A 20,965-nucleotide genomic window follows, 5' to 3' on the forward strand; every position below is an offset into this window, starting at 1 on the left:
GCTATCGGGGGGTACTTTCCAAACATCCTCTCAGTCCCAAAATGCTTCTACTTGGTACGATTGTTGATTGATGATGATTTCGTTCAAGTGAGTAGAATTAGCTTATCTATCAATCAAGATTATACAGTGCGATCGCTTTTCTGGCAATCTTACCATCAATCCCCAACTCTTGATGATTGCCGATGAATCGCCTATAACTGAATTAACCGCCACCATCTACCACGCTATGAATGAACAACGCATCCAATACCGTCTAAACTATGATTTTTTTTGATTGTTTGATTAACTAAGATTTTTTTCGGCTATCATCCCTGAGATACAATTCTGATAATCTCCCCATTCAATCCCCTACCCCGACCAATGCTTAGGCTATGCTAGAATGGTGATAAAAGCATAGAATCCTATGTAGTTTAATTAGTTGAAACTGAATTAGAGAAAGTTATGTTAACAGAGATCAATATTGGCACTTTCATAAAAAGCGATCCCAAAATTCACGGGGGTTGTCCTATTATCGCGGGAACTGCTGTTACTGTACGAAGAATAGTGATCTGGTATAAATTAGGATATAGTCCTGAAGAAATTGCCGATGAAATCCCTCATCTTTCTTTGGCACAAGTTTATGCCGCTTTGACTTACTATCATACTAACAAAGAAACAATAGAAGCAGAAATTATAGCCGAAGCCGCCGAAGCAGATCGCCTTGAAGCATTACATTATTCTACTTCTTATGAGTAGAATTAGCTTATATATGGATGAGGATTCTACAGCGTTCAAAAGGATTTAGATAATCCGGCTTGTTTCAAAACTGCATTAGCAGTATGGCGTGATTTAATAGTATTATCAACTACAAATCTTCTTTCTGTCAGAGGACTATACCAAATTTCATGATCTCCTTTCCTTTGACGTTCAAAATAACATCCGGCTGCTGAGAGCATTTTTTTTAATGCAGGTGTTAAAGAAGTAGCCATCTAAACAACGCACTCAATTGATTCTTGACGATGACTAATGAGTTCAAAAATTATCGATGCTTGAGGTTCAATAGTAATTAGATGATTGAGTTGTAATAATTCTGGAATCATCTGTCGTAATTTAGCTGTTAAAGCTTCGATGGTATCAGCTTCGGTGACTAATCCCGGAATATCTTCACTCTCTGCTACCCACACTTGCGCTTCTCGATCCCAAAATGCTTCTACTTGGTACGGTTTTTGATTCATGATGATTTAGTTCAAGTGAGTAGAATTAGCTTATATATTAATCAAGATTATACAGTGCGATCGCCTTTCTGACAATCTTACCACCAATCCCCAACTCTTGATGATTGCTGATGAATCGCTTTGAAGGTTCTCGCAATAAGACTCAAATTAAAGGTTTATGGAAAGATGTTGTGATCAGTGATGACGATTTAGAAGAAGCTAAAAAAGCAGTTTTTCGAGATTAGTTTACATTTCATTTTTATAACAAACGCTATAGTTCTCGTCAATGATCTTTTTAAGAGTTTAAATCTTTAAAGGGATTGATAACCTGTAAGCTATTATTGATAATTAAACCATCTTGCATATCTTCTGAGTAGAGAATAGTTGCATCGCCTAAAACTGCACTAGCAACAATCAGGCTATCCCAAAATGAAATTAAATAGCGATCTCGTAATTTCACGGCATACTCAAGGGTTTCGAGGAAGACAGGTAAGATTTCACACCCTTGGGTCAATTCTTCAAGTAGATTTTGGATCTGTAAATTATTAAACCCTGCTTTGCGGATTAAATTGGAGCAAACCTCATTAACAACTTGTGTACTAATTATCAAGTTTCCTTGATTCGTAATATTTGTAGCTATTTGTTGCTTAGGGATGGCATTAGTATCGCTACAATTAACAATGAAGCGATACAGCCAAATATTAGAATCAATAAAGAAGGGTTGAGATTTACCAGCGTTCATTCGCTTCTTCTCTGGTAAGAGGATGGAAGTCTTCAATTTTAATCGGATTTGCTGTTAACTGGGCGATTATACCCGTTTCTGACCATTTTTGGGAAGTAAGCTGGGAAATTGAATTCGATTTTATAATGAGTTTAACGCACTGTCCTTCATTGAGTTGGAGATTACCAAGAGGACGTAAAACGCCATTTTCAAAGACGGCTTCACAGTTTTGTTGCGGCATAACTCAATCCTTAATTCTAAATTACTATTATTTTAACCGATGATCATGTCTAAATTATGATTTTTTTGATTGTTTGATTGACTATAATTTTTCTTGGCTATCATCCTGCAATGATGGCGATAAACCCCGAATTTTGCAGAAAAATCAGGAATTGTTGGATCGGTGGTTGGGTGAGGTAATGGTAGCCGTAGCGCAATGCTTAGGTGATGTTATACTAATAATAGTTTTGCCCAAATTTTTATTAAGGACGGGATGATCTTAAAAATATGCAATATCAAGTCAATCTCAAGCAATCAGAAGAGGGATATGCTGTTTGGTGTCCTAGTTTACCTGGCTGTGCTTCTCAAGGGATAACTAAAGAAGAAGCACTCAATAATATTCAAGATGCAATTCAGTCTTATTTAGAAGTTGCTGCAGAATTAAATCAAGGGATCGAATCTTATTATGTAGAAGTTGAATTAAATCATGCCTAGTCTTCCTGGAATTAATCATCAACGAGCAATTAAAGCATTTGAAAAAGCAGGATTTCAGATTGTTCGACAGGGAAAACATATTATGATGACTGATGGAGAAAATATTCTCACTATTTCAAGGACGAATCCAATTAATGCCTATACAATGGGAACAATTATTAAAGGTTCGGGATTAACTATTGAAGAATTTAAAAAACTTTTATAAAACAATCTCAACCCATGAACGAACAACGCACCCAATCCTGTCTAAATTATGATTTTTTTTGATTATTTGATTGACTAGGATTTTTTTTGGATATTATCCCTGTGATACAATTTTGATAATCTCCCCATTAAATCCCTGTAGGGGCGAAGCATTCGGATAGAAAATCTAGGGTTTCAGCGATAAGTTATTGCCCGAATGCTTCGCCCCTACCCCCGAACAATAACCTATCGCTAAAGATAACTGAATTAACCGCCACCATCTACCACGCCATGAATGAACCCCAAAAACATCGACAATCTATTCGTTTAAAAGGCTATGATTATAGGCTTAATGGAGCTTATTATATAACAATTTGTTCTTATCAAAAGCAGTATTTATTTGGTGAAATTGTTGAAGGAAATATGGAGCAGAATTTACTTGGTGATACTGTTGAAGCAGTATGGTATAGACTGCCTCTAAATTTTAAATTTATTGAACTAGATGCTTTTATTGTCATGCCCAATCATATTCATGGAATTATAGTAATACAAAATTATGATCTGGAAAAGACCGAATACGATTCTCAATATACTCACGGTACAATGCCGGAATCTTTGGGGGCTATTGTGCAGAATTTCAAATCAATTTCTAGTCGTAAAATTAATCGTTTATGTGGCGATCGCCTGAAAATTTGGCAGCGCAATTATTATGAACATATCATTCGCAATGAAAATTCTTATCAAAAAATCCGGCAATACATTCTTGATAATCCGCGAAATTGGGAACAAGACGAAAACAATCTTAATAAATTCAAACCAATGTAGGGGCAAATAACCTGTGGGGACAAATAACCTGTAGAGGTAAATAACCTGTAGAGGCGAAGCATTCGGACAATAACTTATCACTGAAACCCTAGATTTTCTATCCGAATGCTTCGCCCCTACCCCGGGCAATAAACTAATAACCTTCGCCTATTATCCCTGTGATACAATTTTGATAATCTCTTCATTAAATCCCTGTACGGGCGAAGCATTCGTGCATAATCTATCACTAACCTTAGCCTATCATACCTGTGATACAATTCTGATAATCTCCCCATTAAATCCCTGTACGGGCGAAGCATTCGGGCAATAACATATCGCTGAAACCCTAGATTTTCTATCCAAATGCTTCGCCCCTACCCCAGACAATAACCTTAGCCTATTATGCCGATGATAGAATTACGATAATCTCCCCATTAAATCCCTGTACGGGCGAAGCATTCGGACAATAACTTATCGCTAAAATCCTAGATTTTTTATCCGAATGCTTCGCCCCTACCCCAGACAATAACCTTAGCCTATTATGCCGATGATAGAATTCTGATAATCTCCCCATTAAATCCCTGTACGGGCGAAGCATTCGTGCCTAATCTATCACTGAAACCCTAGATTTTATATCCGAATGCTTCGCCCCTACCCCGGGCAATAACCTTCGCCTATTATCCCTGTGATACAATTCTGATAATCTCCCCATTCAATCCCTGTACGGGCGAAGCATTCGGACAATAACCTATCGCTGAAACCCTAGATTTTCTATCCGAATGCTTCGCCCCTACCCATCAATTCCCCATCCGCCACGCCATGAATGAACAACGCGCCCAAGCCTACCTTAACCTGATTAATCAGCTATTATCCTGCAATGATGGCGATGAACCTCGCATTATGCAGGAAAATCAGGAATTGCTGGATGAGGGGTTGGTACAGGTAATGGTAGCCGTAGCGCAACAATACGGGAATGCAGGAAGGGAAAATGAGGCACGATGGCTGATATATATAGCGCAACAGTTAGCGGAAGATTTAGAGATATGGTCGGATGAAACAACAGAAAAGGTAAATACCGATCAAGATTATCTAACATTTTTTGGAGAGGTATTGCAATTGCTTACTAACGATCCAGATATAAATATCAAAATCATTTATCCTTTTTTTGAAAAAAATTTAGATAAACTAGATGAAAACCTAATAGCTGTTCTAGATAATTTTGTAAGAAATATATTATTGCCATCTGCTGACTCGGAAACAGCTAGAACTATTACAGCGTCGATTGTTAACTTTAGTCGTCTTATTCAAGAGTTTCCTCATGGTGATATTTCTATGAATCAAGAAATTGCCATAGCTGGTAATGAGGTTGTCTTAACAATTGATAATGATCCTATTGATCGAGCACTGACACAAAACAATCTTGGGATTGCCTATCGTAACAGAATAAAAGGAGACAAAGCTGAGAATTTAGAAATAGCGATCTCTTTGTATAATGAAGCATTGAGGATTAGAACCTTTGATGCTTTTCCACAAAACTGGGCAGCGACCCAAAATAATCTGGCTAATGTTTATCGTGAAAGGATTATGGGGGATAAAGCCGATAATTTAGATAAGGCAATCGCTACCTATACCGAAGTCTTAAAGGTTTATACTTTTGACGCATTTCCCAAACAATGGGCAGAGATACAGAATAATCTCGCCTTAGCTTATAGTGACAGAATCAGAGGAGAGAAAGCTGAGAATTTAGAAAGAGCGATCGCTACTTACAAAGAAGTTCTCAAAGTTTATACTTTTGATAGTTTCCCCGAAAAATGGGCATACATACAAAATCTTTTGGGTGCAACTTATACCGAAAGAATAAAAGGCAATAAGGTGGAAAATTTAGAACAAGCGATCGCCTACTACCAAGAAGCTTTGAAAGTGAGGACTTTTGACGCATTTCCCAAACAATGGGCAATGACACAGAGTAATCTCGCTCTTGCTTATTCTTACAGGATACTGGGAGATAAAGATGATAATATTGAAAAAGCAATCAATACTTATGCAGTAGCTGAACAGGTTATTACGTTTGATACTGATTCTGAATCATGGGCAATCATACAAAATAATTTGGGAATTGCTTACTATGAAAGAATCCGAGGTGATAAAGCTGAAAATCTAGAAAAAGCTCTCGAAGTTTATGAAAGCTCACTCAAAATCAGAACTTTTGAACAATTTCCTGAATATTGGGCAGATACGCAACATAATCTCGGGAATACTTACCGTCAGAGAATTAAAGGTGATAAAGCTGAAAACATCGAAAAATCCATTGAAGCCTATACAAATGCCCTAAAAGTCAGAACTTTTGAAAATTCACCACTTTTGTGGGCAGAAACACGAAATAGTCTCGGTAACGCTTACTGCCAAAGAAAGGTAGGCAACAAAGCTGAGAATTTAAAAAAAGCAATCACACTTTTTACCGATGCCTTAAAAATTTGGACAAACGAAAATAATTTGTTCAGTTGTTTAATGGTTGCTAGTAATTTAGCTAACTTATACTATAATGAAGAACAATGGCAACCTGCCACAGAAGCCTATCATATCGCCATTGAAGCCGTCGAAAATGCTCGCTTAGAGGCACTTAACCCCCGCAGTCGTGAACAAACCCTCTCTCATGCCATTGAGGTTTTCCATCGCATTGTGCAAGCATATCTTAATTTCAATCAGCCTGAGAAGGCATTAGAATATATCGAACGCAGTAAAGGGCGTAATCTGGTGGAATTAATCACCCAGAAAAACCTACACCCCCAAGGCGTTAGTCAAGAAATTATCGCCCAATTAAATGAATTAAAGCAAAGAGTGGTTAATGAACAAATTCGCTTACACCATCAAAGCATTAACCAGAAGCTAATGGGTCGTGATAACCTAACTCCCTACGTTCAAGATTACAGTTATCTTAAAGAATATCAACAAGACTTAGATAATTTTATTGCAAGAGAAATTAAAGATCCTCTCTTTAGCCTCACTCAAAAAGTTGAGCCGATCGCATTTTCAGAGATTCAAGCTTTAACTGATGCCGAAACTTGTCTCCTGCAATGGTACATTACAGGAGAGAAAATACTCGCTTTTGTCGTGTCTGCTGAGGGAGAGGTTAAAGTTTGGCAATCTTCCGAAAATGATAAAAATCAATTATTTGATACAATCAACAATTATCTACAGCTTTACTACTCCGAAAATCGCAAACAAGAATGGAGAAATCAACTGTCTAACCTCCTACAGACTTTTGCTGATATTCTGCATATTAATGATATTCTTGCCCTGATTCCCGATACTTGTCAACGCTTAATTATTATTCCCCATTGGTTTCTGCATATTCTCCCTATTCACGCTTTCCCGATTAACAAAAACCAAATTTTACAGGATAAGTATGATGTACAATATGCCCCTAGTTGTCAAATCTTGCAAAAAATCACCCAAACTTTTCACCATTCCGACTTTAATAAACTTTTCGCCATTCAAAACCCCACCAAAGACTTATTTTACACTGACTTAGAAGTTAATATCCTCTCAACTTTCTTTACTGAACCTCAAGTTATCGCCCAAGATAACGCCACTAAAAACGCTGTTCTTCCCCATCTCAAATCCTCAGATAACCACTGTTATCATTTCTCCTGTCATGGAAGCTTTAACCCAGCTAATCCCCTTGAATCCGCCTTATTATTAGCCAATAAAGAACCCCTAACATTAGGCGAAATCTTTGAACTGCGCTTGAATAAATGCCGCCTTATCACCCTTTCCGCTTGCGAAACTGGCTTAATTGATTTAAACTCTATCAGCGATGAATATATCGGTTTACCCAGTGGTTTTCTGTTTGCAGGAAGTCCCAGCGTTGTTAGTAGTTTATGGACAGTTGATGACCTGTCAACCTCCTTCTTGATGATTAAATTATATGAGATTTTATTTGATGAGAATCAGCAAGTTTCTGTACCAGTTGCTTTAAAACAAGCTCAAAACTGGTTACAGAATTTAACTATTGAGGAATTGGACAAATTTCTGGAGCAATATCAGCCACAAATAGACAAACATCTTGCCCAACTGCGACCAGGAAAACGCCTACGATATGAACAATCATTGAAACAAATAAAACAGCGCAAACCACATCCTTTTATAAGTCCTTATTACTGGGCAGGTTTTATCGCTACAGGGATTTAAGTTTAAGAATTAGCACAAACCTTTTTCATACCCAACTTAAAAGCACAAATACCGATAGCTGTCGCTACACCAACAGGAATACCAGCACTCACAGAAATCGGTTCTATAAAAGGTGCAATCATACCCGATTGTAAGCCTTCTCTAACTTCTTCTTGACAGATAAATTGGCGACATTTTTTGAGTAAATCGCCAATAGATCTATCTGGTTCTGTACCAGTTTCTCGCATTAGCAGTAAAGGTACAGCATCCTCAAGATAACCTTCGCATTCTTCAATCGCATCCAAAGCAGCGATCGCACTTGGATTATCTGCCAATTCAGCGCGAAACTGGGCAATTTCTTCGGGAGTAACTTTAGTTGATTCAATATCCATCGGTTGTTCTTATTTACAGACAATACTAATTGTATAGTTTCTATTTTGCCATCTATCGATAGTTTTTAATAGACAGTGTTAAGTGGTCAATTTCTCTTCTCTGACCCATGTTAAGAGCATCTTAACAATCCTTGACAAAATGAACTTTATGTGGGTTGCTTACCCAGAAATAAACTGATCACAAAATTGGCTAATTGTCAATAGCTTTTGAGATGCTCTCATTCCACAATACCCTCGATCGAGCTTAGGGTGACATTTTGGACTTATTGAACTTAACTAGCGATAGATTCGAGGATTTATTAGCCCCATCAAAGCAAAACCCCCTGATTTTGCCTTGATTTTGCCCCATCTACCGCCCTAGCCCGACAAATAATTTTTCGCACAGATAAGAATTATTCTCAATAGCTGTACAATAGGAAAAGACAACTTTACCAAGAATCGAGCAATGAACGATAAAATAACTCGTAGAGTCTTTCTAGGCGCAGGAACAGCCACCTTAGCGTTAGCAGTGGGTCAATTAGGGAAAATAAACGAAGTTTCCGCCCAAACTAAACAATTAAACCTCTATTCCTCCCGTCACTACAACACCGACCGACGATTGTATGACAACTTCACCCGACAAACGGGAATAAAAATTAACCTCGTGGAAGGGGAAGCGGACCCATTAATCGAACGGATCAAAAGCGAAGGCCGCAATAGTCCGGCTGATATACTCCTGACGGTAGATGCCGGGAGATTATGGCGGGCCGACCAACAGGGAATTTTTGCCCCGGTCAATTCCCCCATTCTCACCCAAAGAATTCCCGCTAATTTGCGTCACCCCAAAGGTCACTGGTTCGGGTTTAGTAAACGCTTGCGGGTAATTATGTATAACAAAGACAGAGTTAACCCCAGAGAAATCGATTCCTATGCAGATTTAACCAATCCCAAATGGAAAGGAAAAGTCGTCACTCGGTCATCTAGTAACATCTATAGTCAATCTTTTACCGCGTGGTTAATCGACATCCAAGGAGAAGCAGCCGCAGAAAAATGGTGTCGGGGATTAGTGGCTAATTTTGCTCGTCCACCCCAGGGTAATGATAAGGCACAAATCGAAGCTGTAGCCGCAGGAATTGCCGATTTAGCCCTAGCTAACACCTATTACTTAGCTGGGTATGCCGAAGAAAAAGATCCCGCTAAACGGGCAATTTATGACCAAGTAGGCGTAATTTTCCCCGACCAAACAGGCCGCGGCGCTCACGTTAATATTAGCGGTGGTGGTTTAATTAAAACTGCCCCCAATCGGGAATCGGCGATTAAATTTTTAGAGTATCTTTCTAGCAATGAAGCACAGAACTTTTTTGCTAAGGGTAATCAAGAATATCCCGTCGTTCGAGGAATTGCTTTAGACCCTGTTCTAGCAAAACTCGGACGCGGAAAAGAAGATACCGTTAGTGTGGCTAATTTTGGTCCTAATTTAGCCAAAGCAGTACAGGTAATGAATCGCGCCGGTTGGAAATAAGTTATCAGTTATCAGTTATCAGTGGGGAAGTGGGGAAATTGAACTAAAACCCCAACCCCCAACACCTAAAACCTATCTCTTGCCGACTGCCTCCTCACACCCACGAAAAACTTTTTCACCTAGCTCTAGTATAGGAAATAGTACGGGAATCTGGAAAAACTCAATAGCGAAAACCCTACCCTGGTCAGAGAATCTTTTATCTATCCTAAAAGTGTAGAGACAAATCAACATCTCTAACGTCAAGAAAACTTCGGAGGTGAATTATATGGCACTTATACGTTGGGAACCTTTCAGAGAAGTAGAAAGCCTACAAAAAGAAATGAATCGCTTGTTTGACCGTCTTGTGCCGACTGATGTAGGCAATGGCGAAAAAGTGGGGTTATCCTTCATCCCGGCTGCGGAAGTGACCGAAACGCCAGAGGCAGTTCAGCTTAAACTGGAAATACCTGGTATGGAAGCAAAAGACCTCAACGTGGAAGTAACAGCCGATAGTCTCACCATTAATGGTGAAAGAAAATCGGAAATTAAAACCGAAGAAGAAGGATTTACCCGCACTGAATTCCGTTATGGTAAATTCCATCGGGTTATTCCTCTACCGGCCCGGGTTGATAACAATAACGTGAACGCTGAATACAAAGATGGCATTCTCAATCTCACCCTCCCGAAAGCGGAAGAAGAAAAAAATAAAGTGGTGAAAGTGTCCATCAGTCCTGCCATTGCTCAATGATGTAACACTCATTGTCTGGTCTTAAGCGAAAGAGTTAACTTAGTCTGATTAAACCAAAGCGGGAGTATTAAATCATACTTCCGCTTTTAGCTTCTTAACCTTTTAATTTAAAACTTCTAACACTACTTGGGGTGATAATTTGTCTTTAAACCAGATAACCTGAGCGGGTAGATTTTGAAATTTAACTCCAGCTTTTTCTAGATTTAACCGTTCCGATACGGCTAAAATTAAATTATTTGCTTGGGCCGATTTAACCTGCAAGAATTTCTTTTGTAGGTATTCTGGTCGCCAATAACCAACAATTTCGAGGAGAAAAACGCGACCATCGGGATGCACTAAACGGAAATCGGGAATCATCACTCCTCCAGGTAAAGGAACTAAATCTACTTCCCTTTCCAGTTGCCATTCAGTTTTTAACTGTAACCAACGTTTAGCAAAAGATTCCTCTAACATACTATCGTAGGGTTTACCCGGGGAATAGTGGGACACCAGACCACAGTTATCCTCTAAATTGAACTGTTGTTTTTTAATGGTTCCTGTATAGGAATCTTTATACTGTAATTGTGCCTTCAAATTCCAGTGAGTAACATGGAGTAAGGCAGGAATTAATTTAGCGATTTCAATGCCATAACGACTATTAGCTTTAAATAAACTGGTGGGACCATCGATAGTAATAGTAAATCCCGTGTCAGCATCCCCTTCGATATAAGTCATTAAACGAAATAGTTTTAGATAGCGAAAGAGATATTTATATTCCCCCGGATCATTGCGGTGGACGTTGATAATTAAATAACTGGCTCGATAAAAAATCCCTTGAATTTGCGAGAGGTTAAAACGATGAATTAAGTTTTCGGGAGTGGGAGCATCAAATTGAGTGAGAATTTTATTTTCTGCTAAATCAGCATAGAGTCCTTTTTCTAGAGCTACTGGAAAAATTTCTTGATTTAATTCTTGGCTGAGTTGCTGGGCAATTTTCTCCAGAATTAGCGATCGATTTTGGGGAATAGGAACAAAGTTGGCCGCTTGTTCAAAAACTCTTTTTCTTAATTCCTGCGGTTCTAAGGGACTAATAATCTCAAAGGTGGCAAAATGATTGGTTAATAGGTGAGCAAATCCCCGTTTAATTTTATAATCGGGACTGTCTCCCTCCAAGATTAGGAGTTTTTGGCTTAATTCTCCCTTAGTTTCACCGATACTTTCCTGAAAACAGGTGATTTGTTCTTTAGCGATCGCCAGATAATCAGGAGCGATCGGTAAGCGTTTGGGAATAATTGTCTCGCCATTTTGACGGGAAATCAATAAATCGGTCGGCAACATGGCAAGCTAGAGAAGAATAGTCAGATGGGGAAAGGTGGGACGACAAGCAAAGGTCGAAACCCCAAAAATCCGCCACTTCTAACTATTTTGGTCGAGATAACGCTCTAAATCCTCGATCACACGGGTTAATTCTGCTTCTGTGGTTAAGCGCAGGCGATCGTCGCGAACCGTTAACAAAACTTTAGCCGAAAAAGGATTCGGATAAATATTGGGATTACAAAACACTTCCAGAAACACATCACCAGTGTGCTGATATTCCAGCGGTTTTTGGGGTTGGGGTTTACCCCCACTAGCAGCATTACTGGCGATCGCTTTCAGGCGATCGAGTAAAATGTTAATTTCCCTTTGCAAATCGAGAGCAGCACTGGGACTGAAACGAAAAGTAACGGAACCTTGCAAGAGATTAAGAGTTAAAGGAATCATCGAAGAAATCAGGTTAAGAGAAAGCCTGAAGTTAATTATATTAATTTGGGGAAATTTGGGGAAATTGGGTTTTGGGGGATTGTTCAGTAATCAGTGATCAGTAATCAGTAAACAGTAAACAGTAATCAGTGATCAGTCAGGTTCTTCGTTACTAGGTCCGGTTTGATCGGGTGATCGCTAAATCATCCCTTATAACCCCGTCCATTGCATAAGCAGGAATCGAAAGGCCATCAGTGAACTGAAAACTCACCACTGATAACTCACCACTGATAACTGATAACTGATAACTGATAACTGAAGTTACCGACGCGGAACGAGATTAATCCGGCCTTCGTCCATTTCATCCATGAGCAACTCGAGGGCCTCGTAATCCACGTCAGAAACGTAGCCAAGACGACCGAGGAGTTCATTAATTCCTTTTTCGATTTCTGGGGTGATTTGACGATAATACAGGGCTTTTTCCACTAATTGGCGGATAGTCGGCTGGTTATCCACAATTTCCTTACTCTACTTCAATAAATCTAATTTCCGTATCCCGCTTTACTTTATTTTAGCAAAAATACCGGTAGAATACTGGGTCATCATCAGTTATTCGGGATTAGAGCTTAAACCTAACGACTTTCCCCTGGTGTTCGCCCTAATAGGCCTTGATGACTGTTTCTCTTTACTGCCCAGATATGAGGCTAACCTATAAAGTGGTTCCTGATCTACGGGGGAAAGATTAAGAAAACGTTAATCTTTCCAAGAGAGAGAAAATCGATCAAGACCAAGGTTACAAAATCAGAAAGTTAGGAAATAATAGCGGTATCTGATTTCCAGTTAAAAGGTTCATTTATGAATTTCAAAGCCTAGCCATGAAAAGTCCCGTAAAAGTCCCAGAAATTGCTCTATTTGAGCCAAGTGGCTATATTACCGCCGCTAATGTCCTAGAATTTCAGGAGCAGCTCACCAATCTGGTTAACCGGAGTCGCTCTATCGCTTTTCTCGTGGATATGAGTAGGGTGGAGTTCCTCGATAGCGCTGGATTAATGGCCTTAGTTACCGCCTTTCGTCTGGCTCAAAGTCAAGAAAAATCCTTCAATATCTGTTCTATTCCACCTTCAGTCAAGATTATCTTTGAATTAACCCAACTAGACCGGGTTCTCTCGATTTTCCCTAGCCGTGCTGACTTTGATGCTGTTATCACCCTCACCCAAGCGGCGTAAGCAGACAAAATAGGGTTTCTCGCTACAACTTCTCAGCTACAATCTGAATTCTACTCCTAAATCACCTCTTGACTGGGCAGATTCCCATTTGTACAACCGACTCCTCAGGACAACAATTTTTCTCAAGGAGAGCCATTATAATGTTGAGATGGCTCTCCTCCTTTTTGGGTATTATTTCGGGGGACAAACTACCGTACACTTGTTCGGAGCAGCTGACAAAAGACTGTCTGTTAAGAAATTCCATCACTTTACTGATGACAGGGGGGAAGAGGGGCAAGATGGTAGATAGGCAATGAGTAGTAATTTCCTAGAATCCATGACAGTCAACAATCTCCAGTATGCTTATTTTCCCGGTTGTGTCGCTCAAGGGGCCTGTCGGGAACTATATTTATCCACGGCAGCCCTGACGGAAGCTTTGGGGATTAATTTAGTCGAACTCAAAAAAGCGGCCTGTTGTGGTTCGGGAACCTATAAGGAAGATTCGCAACTGTTAGAAGATGCCGTCAATGCGCGCAATATTGCCCTAGCAGAAGCCCTCAATTTACCCCTGTTGACTCACTGTAGCACCTGTCAAGGGGTGATCGGTCATGTGGATGAGCGCTTGAAGGAAGCAAAGCATAATAATCCCGATTATGTTGAGGAAGTTAATAATTATTTACAGAAAGAACATTGTTCCCCCTACCAAGGTACAACGACGGTTAAGCACCTACTCTGGGCAATTGTGGGCGATTATGGCCTAGATAATTTGGCAGCCAAGGTGATTCGTCCCTTATCAGGCTTAAATTGTGCCAGTTTTTATGGTTGTTATCTCCTGCGGGCCCAGGATACTCTCCCCTACGATAATCCTTTTCAGCCGGAATCCCTAGAAAATGTCTTTCGGACCGTGGGGGCCAATCCGATTTATTATCAAGGACGCACTCAATGCTGTGGTTGGCCCCTGTCCAGTTATGCCACCACCCAATCGTTCCAAATGGCAGGAAAACACATTTTAGAGGCCATGGCAGCCGGGGCCGATTGTTTAGTCACCCCTTGTCCTTTATGCCATCTTAATCTTGATTCCCGACAACCGGAAGTGGCAAAAGTGATCGGTCGAAGTTTAGGTTTACCTGTATTACATTTTTCCCAATTAGTCGCTTTAGCGGTGGGAGTCAGTCCCGATCGTTTAGGATTAGATCGACACATCGTTTCCACCAAATCCCTGTTGAAGAAATTGGGGTTTTAGAACTCAATCAGGAGTGTTAGCAATGGATTGGTTAAAAAGAATTTTTGGCTTAGATAAACCGGCAGATGCCGCTAGTGCGATCGCAGGAAAAGCCGCTGCTGCGGGTATTCCCCCCGAAAGAGTCGGATTAGATGGAAAATACGACGAAAGCGGCCTAGCTAAACGAGTAGTTCTAGCTTTTGACGAAACACCGGATTTAGCTGATGAAGACAAATTGTGGGTCGCTCAAACTAGCAGTAAAGTTGTACTTAAAGGCAAGGTTTCCAATCAGGCGAATTTAAATAAAATGGTAGCAATTGCTAGTAAAGTTCATGGGGCAACCAGCGTCGATACCAGTCAAGTAACTATTGGGTGAAGTCGAGGCTATATTCCCAGGGAAAATTAACCACTAAAACCCAGAGGGTTTTTGCTAGGGTAGATAACTCCAAGACTGGCAATCGCCCCCCAGCCGGCTGCTGTAAAATGGGAGGGATAGATACAACTCAGGAGAAAAGACCCCAGTGCCGTACAACCCCGCAGAAATCGAACAGAAATGGCAGAAGATTTGGCAGCAAATGGGATTGGACAAAACCCCAGAAAATGCCGATAAACCGAAATTTTACGCCCTCTCCATGTTCCCCTATCCATCGGGCAACCTGCACATGGGTCACGTTCGCAACTATACTATCACCGATGTGATTGCCCGTCTGAAAAGAATGCAGGGTTATCGCGTGCTGCATCCCATGGGGTGGGATGCTTTCGGATTACCGGCAGAAAATGCCGCCATTGAAAGGGGAGTTCCTCCAGCAAAATGGACTGATCAAAATATTGCCCAGATGAAACGGCAATTACAACAGTTAGGATTATCTATCGATTGGGAAAGAGAAGTTGCTACCTGTTCCCCGGAATATTATCGTTGGACCCAATGGCTATTTTTACAGTTTTTTGAATCGGGATTAGCTTACCAAAAAGAAGCGGCAGTAAATTGGGATCCTATCGATCAAACTGTCTTGGCCAATGAACAGGTAGATAGTGAAGGAAAATCTTGGCGATCGGGTGCTAAAGTAGAAAGAAAGTTACTCCGGCAATGGTTCCTAAAAATCACCGATTATGCCGAACAATTACTCACTGATTTAGATAAACTTATCGGTTGGCCGGAACGGGTTAAAACCATGCAGGCCAACTGGATTGGTAAATCGGTAGGTGCTTATTTAGAATTTCCTCTTGTTAATTCCCCAGAAAAAATTGCCGTTTTTACCACTCGTCCCGATACGGTTTATGGAGTGACTTATGTGGTACTTGCTCCCGAACATCCCTTAACTTTACAAGTTACCACTCCCGAACAAAAATCGGCCGTAGAAACTTTTATTCAAGAGATAGCCAGTGAAAGCGAATTAGAAAGAACTGCCGAAGATAAACCCAAACGCGGTATTAAAACCGGAGGACTGGCAATTAATCCTTTTACCGGTGCAGAAATCCCGATTTTAATTGCTGATTATGTCCTCTATGAATACGGGACGGGAGCAGTGATGGGAGTCCCGGCTCACGACAGTCGCGATTTTAAATTTGCTGGGGAAAATAACCTGCCAATTAAGATAGTTATTACTCCAGAAAGTGGCGAAATTGAGTTAAAAGAGGCCTATACAGAAGCAGGAATTATGATTAATTCCGCTCAATTTAACGGACTTAATTCTACAGCAGGAAAAACCGCTATTATTGATTATGCCACTGCCCAAGGTTACGGCAAAGCTAGAATACAATATCGTCTCCGGGATTGGTTAATTTCCCGTCAAAGATATTGGGGTTGTCCGATTCCAGTTATCCACTGTCCCCACTGTGGAACCGTGCCAGTACCTATCAATAATTTACCGGTTACTTTACCAGAAAATGTCGAATTTAGCGGTCGAGGTGCTTCTCCTTTAGCCAAATTAGAAGACTGGGTAAATGTGGATTGTCCTCGCTGTGGCACTCCCGCAAAACGGGAAACGGACACCATGGATACTTTTATTGATTCTAGTTGGTATTTCCTCCGTTATACCGATGCTAAAAATGAAGATATACCCTTTCAATTTGAGAAGGTTAATGATTGGATGCCCGTGGATCAATACGTCGGAGGAATCGAACACGCTATCCTACATTTACTCTATTCTCGTTTCTTTACCAAAGTTTTAAGAGACAGAGGTTTAGTTAATGTCGATGAACCTTTTAACCGTCTATTAACCCAGGGAATGGTACAGGGATTAACCTACAAAAATCCCGAAACTGGCAAATATGTCCCCGCAGAAAATGTTATCTATAAAGAGGATAAATATTACGATAAAGACACGGGAGAAGTTCTTTCTTTCTTCTTTGAAAAAATGTCTAAGTCGAAATATAACGGCGTTGATCCTCTGAAAGTCTTAGAAAAATATGGTGCTGATACTGCGCGAATGTTTATACTTTTTACTGCACCCCCAGAAAAAGATTTACAGTGGGAAGATGCGGGAGTAGAAGGACAATTTCGCTTTCTTAATCGGGTGTGGCGTTTAGTCAGCGAATATATTGAAAATAAACCCAAGCAAGTCAAAAAAATAGAGACTTTCTCGAAAACTGACAAGGATTTAAGACGGGCAATTCACACCGCTATTAAAGAAATCTCCGAGGATTTAGAAGGAGATTATCAATTTAATACCGCCATTTCCGAATTAATGAAACTCAATAACGCTTTAGGTGATAATAAGTGTTTTGCATCCCCCATTTATCAGGAAGGAATCGAAACCCTATTAATCTTACTTTCCCTCTTTGCTCCCCATCTTAGCGAAGAATTATGGCAAGCTTTAGGCCATAGCCAATCAATTCACCTGCAACCCTGGCCAAAAGTTGATCCTACTGCCCTGATTGTGGACGAGATTACCCTTGTCATCCAAATTTTGGGAAAAACCAGAGGCACGATACAAGTTCCCGCTAGTGCCGATAAAAGCACCCTAGAAACCCTCGCCCTGGAATCAGAAATCGCCCAACGTTATTTAGAGGGTAAGGAAATCAAAAAAGTGATTGTTGTCCCGGGCAAATTAGTTAATTTTGTCGTGGTTTAAATGACAGCAATTATCACAATCGTAGGGAATTAAGAACCTTTTCAGTTATCACAGAAAACGGGTTTCTCGGAGAAACCCGTTTTCTGCTCATGCACTCATGCAAAAAGGGGAATAAATAATCATTCTTTAATAACCAGATTTAGTAGAGAGCATCTCATACTAAATCCGTTGAGTATAGGATACATATCAGGACAGGCAAAAGGCAAGAGGCAAAAGAGGGAATAGATAATCAGTTTTTAATAACCAGATTTAGTATCACTTGTGCAATGAGTATTAATGCTTATAGCCGTCAAAAACTAGAAAATCTTCAACTTGATCACAAAGAGAAATGAGATTATAATAAGTACCTAAGCAAAATTAATTACACATATCTAACCCCCTCTTGCCTTTTGCCTCTTGCCTTTTGCCTATCTTTACTAGGAAATTAATTTTGCACGACTACTTAGTTATGACTTACGATTCAGAATATATCTCGATATTGAAGGTTTAATATGAAAGAATTAAAATCTTTAAATAACAACAGATTAAGCTGGTTTGAATCAGGTAAATCAATAGAATATATTACAAAATACTTAGAAGAAGCTAATCAAAAAATTCGCATTGCCACAGGCTTTTTTACGATTAAAGGTTGGAATTTAGTTCGGGGTTATACTACAGGAAAACAAACCTATATTTTGGTAGGTTTAGATGATCCAGGAGAGCAAAGGGCAAGGATGGCATTAATTCAAGAAATAATGAGAGATGTGCGTATAGGATTAGACAGAGATAGAAGAAAATCAGTTCTTGATATTATAGAAAAAATACAATCAAATCAGTTTGGAATTGTAGATGCCAGAGCCAAAGATCATCATAATAAACTTTACATTTGTGATGAAAAAGCGGCAATTCAAACTTCGTCAAATTTAACTGGTAAAGGACTAAGAGAACAAGTTGAGGGTGGTAATATTATCACTGATAAAACAGAGGTTCTTGCATTAGTTAAAGAATTTGATGATTATTTTGCTGAGGCTAAAGATTTAACTCAAGAACTATTAGAAATTTTACTAAAATGGTTACAGTTTGCTGCACCTTGGGACATTTATCTCAAAACTATGTTGGTTTTAGAAAATATCCAGTCTCCCAAAACTAGATATTCTAAAAAGCCAGTTTCCTACCAAATTGACATGATTGCCCAAACTTTACGACAGATCAAAAACTTTGATGGCTCAATGCTGGTTGCTTCAACTGGACTAGGCAAAACTGTTGTAGCGGTTCATGTAGCTCTTCATTTACGAGATGAAGATTTAATTGATAATATCATGGTTATTGGACCTAAAGCCGTCCGAAGCAATTGGCAAAAAGAAATGCGAGAAGCGGGATTACCCTGTGATTATTTTGTACGACAAACTTTTGATAAAAAAGATGCTAAACAAGATCATGCTTTGGAATTATTTGAAGAGATTTTAGAAGATATTAAAAATCAGCGTTGGTTATTAATTATTGATGAAAGTCAAGAATTTAGAAATCGATTTAAACAAGATTTATTTAATATGACTAAAAAACCCAAAGAAGAAAGATTAGCTTTTATCAAACTTAGAGAATTAGTAAAAAAGGGTAATCTTAAAGTTTTACTTTTAACTGGTTCACCTTATGCTAAAGATATTGAAAATATCAATAATCAACTTTATCTACTTCCTCACACTTGCGAAAGTAAACCTCAAGAATTTGACTATTTCTTGGAAAATTTTCCAGAACATAATCATTTATTTACAGAAGAAAAAAAAGATATTAATGCTTGGTGTATCAACGATATAGATGAATTTATTAATCTTTCTGTGGCTAGTCAATTAACAACTCCTCACGTTGCTAAATATTATGGTCAAAAGCAAGAATCGGAAACCTATATTAATTTTGGTGAAGAAAGATATTATGTGCCAAATATAATTCTTCATAGCATTAATTTTTCTCTTATTCTTCAAGATGAATTGACTGAAGCAATAGTCAAAGGTTACTTTAACCTTAAATCTAAAAATATCATGTTTAAAGATTTATTTAATCGTTCAGTTAAAATTGCATGGGCAAGTTCGCCCCTCTCACTTCAAGGAGTTTTAGAAAGTATTGCTGATACTCCAGGTGGGGAGAATAGCTATCAGTTTGAGAAACTTGAATTTATGTTTTCTCGTGAAGATAGAGAAAAATTTTTAAGACCTATTATTGCTGAACTGAAACGAATCAATCAGAACCTTAATCAGAACCTTAATCAGAACCTTGATCTAAAAGTTAAAATTTTGTCTGCCCTTATCAAAGAGCAGGTATTAGAAAAACAGCAAAAGGTAATTATTTTTTGTGAGAGAAGGGCTACAGTTTTTTATCTTTCTCAGCACTTTGAAAAGAATTTTCCCTCTTTAAAAATTGCATATACTATCGAGCAAAGCGAAGATGAAAAAAAATATCAGATGAAAGATAGTAGAGAGATTGAACAGTTAATTAAACAATTTGCTCCTCACTCCAATAAAACAACCGAGAAATTTGCCGAAAATTATGATATTTTTATTTCGACTGATGCCCATGGTGTTGGTGTCAATATGCAAGATGCTTCAGTAGTTATTAATTATGATATTGATTGGACTCCGATCGCACCAGTTCAAAGAGCCGGAAGAATTTTACGTTTCTGGCATTTACCTCGCATTGTTCACATTTATACTTTTGTGCCAACACTTACTGAAAAGAATAGTCACACTGAACTAAATCGTAATTTAGTGGAAATTCAAAAACGATGGAAAAAATTAATGTCTCGTCATCAAGAATCAAAAAAAGTAATTGATTTACCTGTTTTAACTATTGCGGAAACTCAAGAAATTAATATTTCTGAAATGGCATATCAAGTGACGATTGAATCTGGGGAAATCAATCTTAATGCTTTAGCAGATTTAGAAATTTCTCCTTATTATCAACATACAGCAAAACTTCAACTTAATCGTGATTATGCAAAAACTTTATCTGATGATTTAATTAGTGCTAAAATATATTCAGAAAAACATCCCTTACTTTATCTATTAGTTTTACATAAGCAAAATTATCACGGCATTTTTTATAATCCCATTACTAAACAATTAGCTGAACCTGATATTGTTAAAATTTTAGATAAAATTACCTGTGAAGAAAGTACGCCAGCCGCTAATGTTGACCATGATTTTATTGAAAATTTAAGTGATATTTGCCTTCAAGATTGGTGTCAAAAAAATAAAGTTTTAGCCGATGATGTTGAGCGAATTTGTGCATTATATTTAAAGCCTGAAAATGAAGATGATGATCTCAAATTACTTTTAAATTCAATCAATACTCAATAAGAATAAAATGC

20 protein-coding genes are annotated in these 20,965 nt (G+C 38.8%); 12 read left to right on the forward strand and 8 right to left on the reverse strand.

The features are described 5' to 3' along the window. Nucleotides 1–441 precede the first annotated feature (441 nt). Nucleotides 442–735: a DUF433 domain-containing protein gene (locus ACE3JL_RS02850; RefSeq protein ID WP_271956002.1), complete on the forward strand. Its 294-nt coding sequence runs from the start codon at nt 442–444 to the stop codon at nt 733–735. A gap of 35 nt (nt 736–770) precedes the next feature. Here the strand turns inward: ACE3JL_RS02850 and ACE3JL_RS02855 are convergent, their stop codons facing one another. The 4 genes from ACE3JL_RS02855 to ACE3JL_RS02870 all read right to left on the reverse strand — a co-directional run bounded on the left by ACE3JL_RS02855 (nt 771) and on the right by ACE3JL_RS02870 (nt 2,155). Further along, entirely contained in the window at nt 771–968 is a 198-nt protein-coding gene (locus ACE3JL_RS02855) for a type II toxin-antitoxin system HicA family toxin (protein ID WP_375328800.1), read from the reverse strand. Then, nucleotides 969–1,214: a DUF1902 domain-containing protein gene (locus ACE3JL_RS02860; RefSeq protein WP_271988381.1), complete on the reverse strand. Its 246-nt coding sequence runs from the start codon at nt 1,212–1,214 to the stop codon at nt 969–971. Nucleotides 1,215–1,488: 274 nt separating this feature from the next. Beyond that, entirely contained in the window at nt 1,489–1,935 is a 447-nt protein-coding gene (locus ACE3JL_RS02865) for a PIN domain-containing protein (RefSeq protein ID WP_271988382.1), read from the reverse strand. Beyond that, nucleotides 1,922–2,155, reverse strand: a complete 234-nt coding sequence (locus ACE3JL_RS02870) for an antitoxin family protein (RefSeq protein WP_271988383.1) — start codon at nt 2,153–2,155, stop codon at nt 1,922–1,924. The genes ACE3JL_RS02865 and ACE3JL_RS02870 overlap by 14 nt, the downstream gene beginning before the upstream one ends. A gap of 266 nt (nt 2,156–2,421) precedes the next feature. Between ACE3JL_RS02870 and ACE3JL_RS02875 the strand changes: the two genes are divergently transcribed. The 4 genes from ACE3JL_RS02875 (at nt 2,422) to ACE3JL_RS02890 (ending at nt 7,806) form a co-directional block, all read left to right on the forward strand. Next, nucleotides 2,422–2,628 carry a type II toxin-antitoxin system HicB family antitoxin gene (locus ACE3JL_RS02875; RefSeq protein ID WP_008203484.1) on the forward strand — a complete coding sequence of 69 codons (207 nt, stop codon included), beginning with the start codon at nt 2,422–2,424 and terminating at the stop codon, nt 2,626–2,628. Then, nucleotides 2,621–2,833, forward strand: a complete 213-nt coding sequence (locus tag ACE3JL_RS02880; protein ID WP_287703366.1) for a type II toxin-antitoxin system HicA family toxin — start codon at nt 2,621–2,623, stop codon at nt 2,831–2,833. The genes ACE3JL_RS02875 and ACE3JL_RS02880 overlap by 8 nt, the downstream gene beginning before the upstream one ends. Before the next feature lie 269 nt (nt 2,834–3,102). Beyond that, complete coding sequence (locus tag ACE3JL_RS02885; RefSeq protein WP_069474445.1) at nt 3,103–3,636, forward strand: transposase; 534 nt, start codon at nt 3,103–3,105, stop codon at nt 3,634–3,636. Between the two features lie 798 nt (nt 3,637–4,434). Beyond that, on the forward strand, nt 4,435–7,806 hold the full coding sequence (locus tag ACE3JL_RS02890) for a CHAT domain-containing protein (RefSeq protein WP_375328801.1): 3,372 nt from the start codon (nt 4,435–4,437) through the stop codon (nt 7,804–7,806). A 2-nt stretch (nt 7,807–7,808) separates the two neighbouring features. Here the strand turns inward: ACE3JL_RS02890 and ACE3JL_RS02895 are convergent, their stop codons facing one another. Further along, nucleotides 7,809–8,177: a hypothetical protein gene (locus tag ACE3JL_RS02895; RefSeq protein WP_375328802.1), complete on the reverse strand. Its 369-nt coding sequence runs from the start codon at nt 8,175–8,177 to the stop codon at nt 7,809–7,811. Between the two features lie 445 nt (nt 8,178–8,622). On the opposite strand from ACE3JL_RS02895, the gene ACE3JL_RS02900 reads away from it, so the two are divergent. Beyond that, nucleotides 8,623–9,678: a Fe(3+) ABC transporter substrate-binding protein gene (locus ACE3JL_RS02900; RefSeq protein WP_375328803.1), complete on the forward strand. Its 1,056-nt coding sequence runs from the start codon at nt 8,623–8,625 to the stop codon at nt 9,676–9,678. Between the two features lie 265 nt (nt 9,679–9,943). Further along, on the forward strand, nt 9,944–10,405 hold the full coding sequence (locus ACE3JL_RS02905; protein WP_271988388.1) for an Hsp20/alpha crystallin family protein: 462 nt from the start codon (nt 9,944–9,946) through the stop codon (nt 10,403–10,405). Between the two features lie 102 nt (nt 10,406–10,507). Here the strand turns inward: ACE3JL_RS02905 and ACE3JL_RS02910 are convergent, their stop codons facing one another. From ACE3JL_RS02910 to ACE3JL_RS02920, 3 genes are all read right to left on the reverse strand, one after another. Continuing rightward, nucleotides 10,508–11,722, reverse strand: coding sequence for a DUF790 family protein (locus ACE3JL_RS02910; protein ID WP_375328804.1), 1,215 nt, complete (start codon nt 11,720–11,722; stop codon nt 10,508–10,510). A 78-nt stretch (nt 11,723–11,800) separates the two neighbouring features. After that, nucleotides 11,801–12,145, reverse strand: coding sequence for a hypothetical protein (locus ACE3JL_RS02915; RefSeq protein ID WP_004160645.1), 345 nt, complete (start codon nt 12,143–12,145; stop codon nt 11,801–11,803). 300 nt (nt 12,146–12,445) lie between these two features. Beyond that, nucleotides 12,446–12,640, reverse strand: coding sequence for a hypothetical protein (locus ACE3JL_RS02920; RefSeq protein ID WP_150978309.1), 195 nt, complete (start codon nt 12,638–12,640; stop codon nt 12,446–12,448). A gap of 359 nt (nt 12,641–12,999) precedes the next feature. On the opposite strand from ACE3JL_RS02920, the gene ACE3JL_RS02925 reads away from it, so the two are divergent. The 5 genes from ACE3JL_RS02925 to ACE3JL_RS02945 all read left to right on the forward strand — a co-directional run bounded on the left by ACE3JL_RS02925 (nt 13,000) and on the right by ACE3JL_RS02945 (nt 20,954). Further along, on the forward strand, nt 13,000–13,350 hold the full coding sequence (locus tag ACE3JL_RS02925) for an STAS domain-containing protein (protein WP_271988391.1): 351 nt from the start codon (nt 13,000–13,002) through the stop codon (nt 13,348–13,350). A gap of 292 nt (nt 13,351–13,642) precedes the next feature. Continuing rightward, a complete protein-coding gene (locus ACE3JL_RS02930) occupies nt 13,643–14,572 on the forward strand; it encodes a CoB--CoM heterodisulfide reductase iron-sulfur subunit B family protein (RefSeq protein WP_375328805.1) in 930 nt (309 codons plus the stop codon). 22 nt (nt 14,573–14,594) lie between these two features. Then, nucleotides 14,595–14,927 (forward strand): BON domain-containing protein, encoded by a 333-nt coding sequence (locus ACE3JL_RS02935; RefSeq protein WP_375328806.1) that lies wholly within the window; start codon nt 14,595–14,597, stop codon nt 14,925–14,927. A 145-nt stretch (nt 14,928–15,072) separates the two neighbouring features. Further along, a complete protein-coding gene (leuS, locus tag ACE3JL_RS02940; RefSeq protein ID WP_375328807.1) occupies nt 15,073–17,625 on the forward strand; it encodes a leucine--tRNA ligase in 2,553 nt (850 codons plus the stop codon). Between the two features lie 491 nt (nt 17,626–18,116). After that, the gene (locus tag ACE3JL_RS02945; RefSeq protein WP_375328808.1) at nt 18,117–20,954 is read left to right on the forward strand and encodes a helicase-related protein; all 2,838 of its coding nucleotides are present in this window, start codon (nt 18,117–18,119) and stop codon (nt 20,952–20,954) included. Nucleotides 20,955–20,965: the final 11 nt, after the last annotated feature.

This window comes from Microcystis sp. BLCC-F210 (assembly GCF_042134685.1).
GTDB lineage: Bacteria > Cyanobacteriota > Cyanobacteriia > Cyanobacteriales > Microcystaceae > Microcystis > Microcystis aeruginosa_D.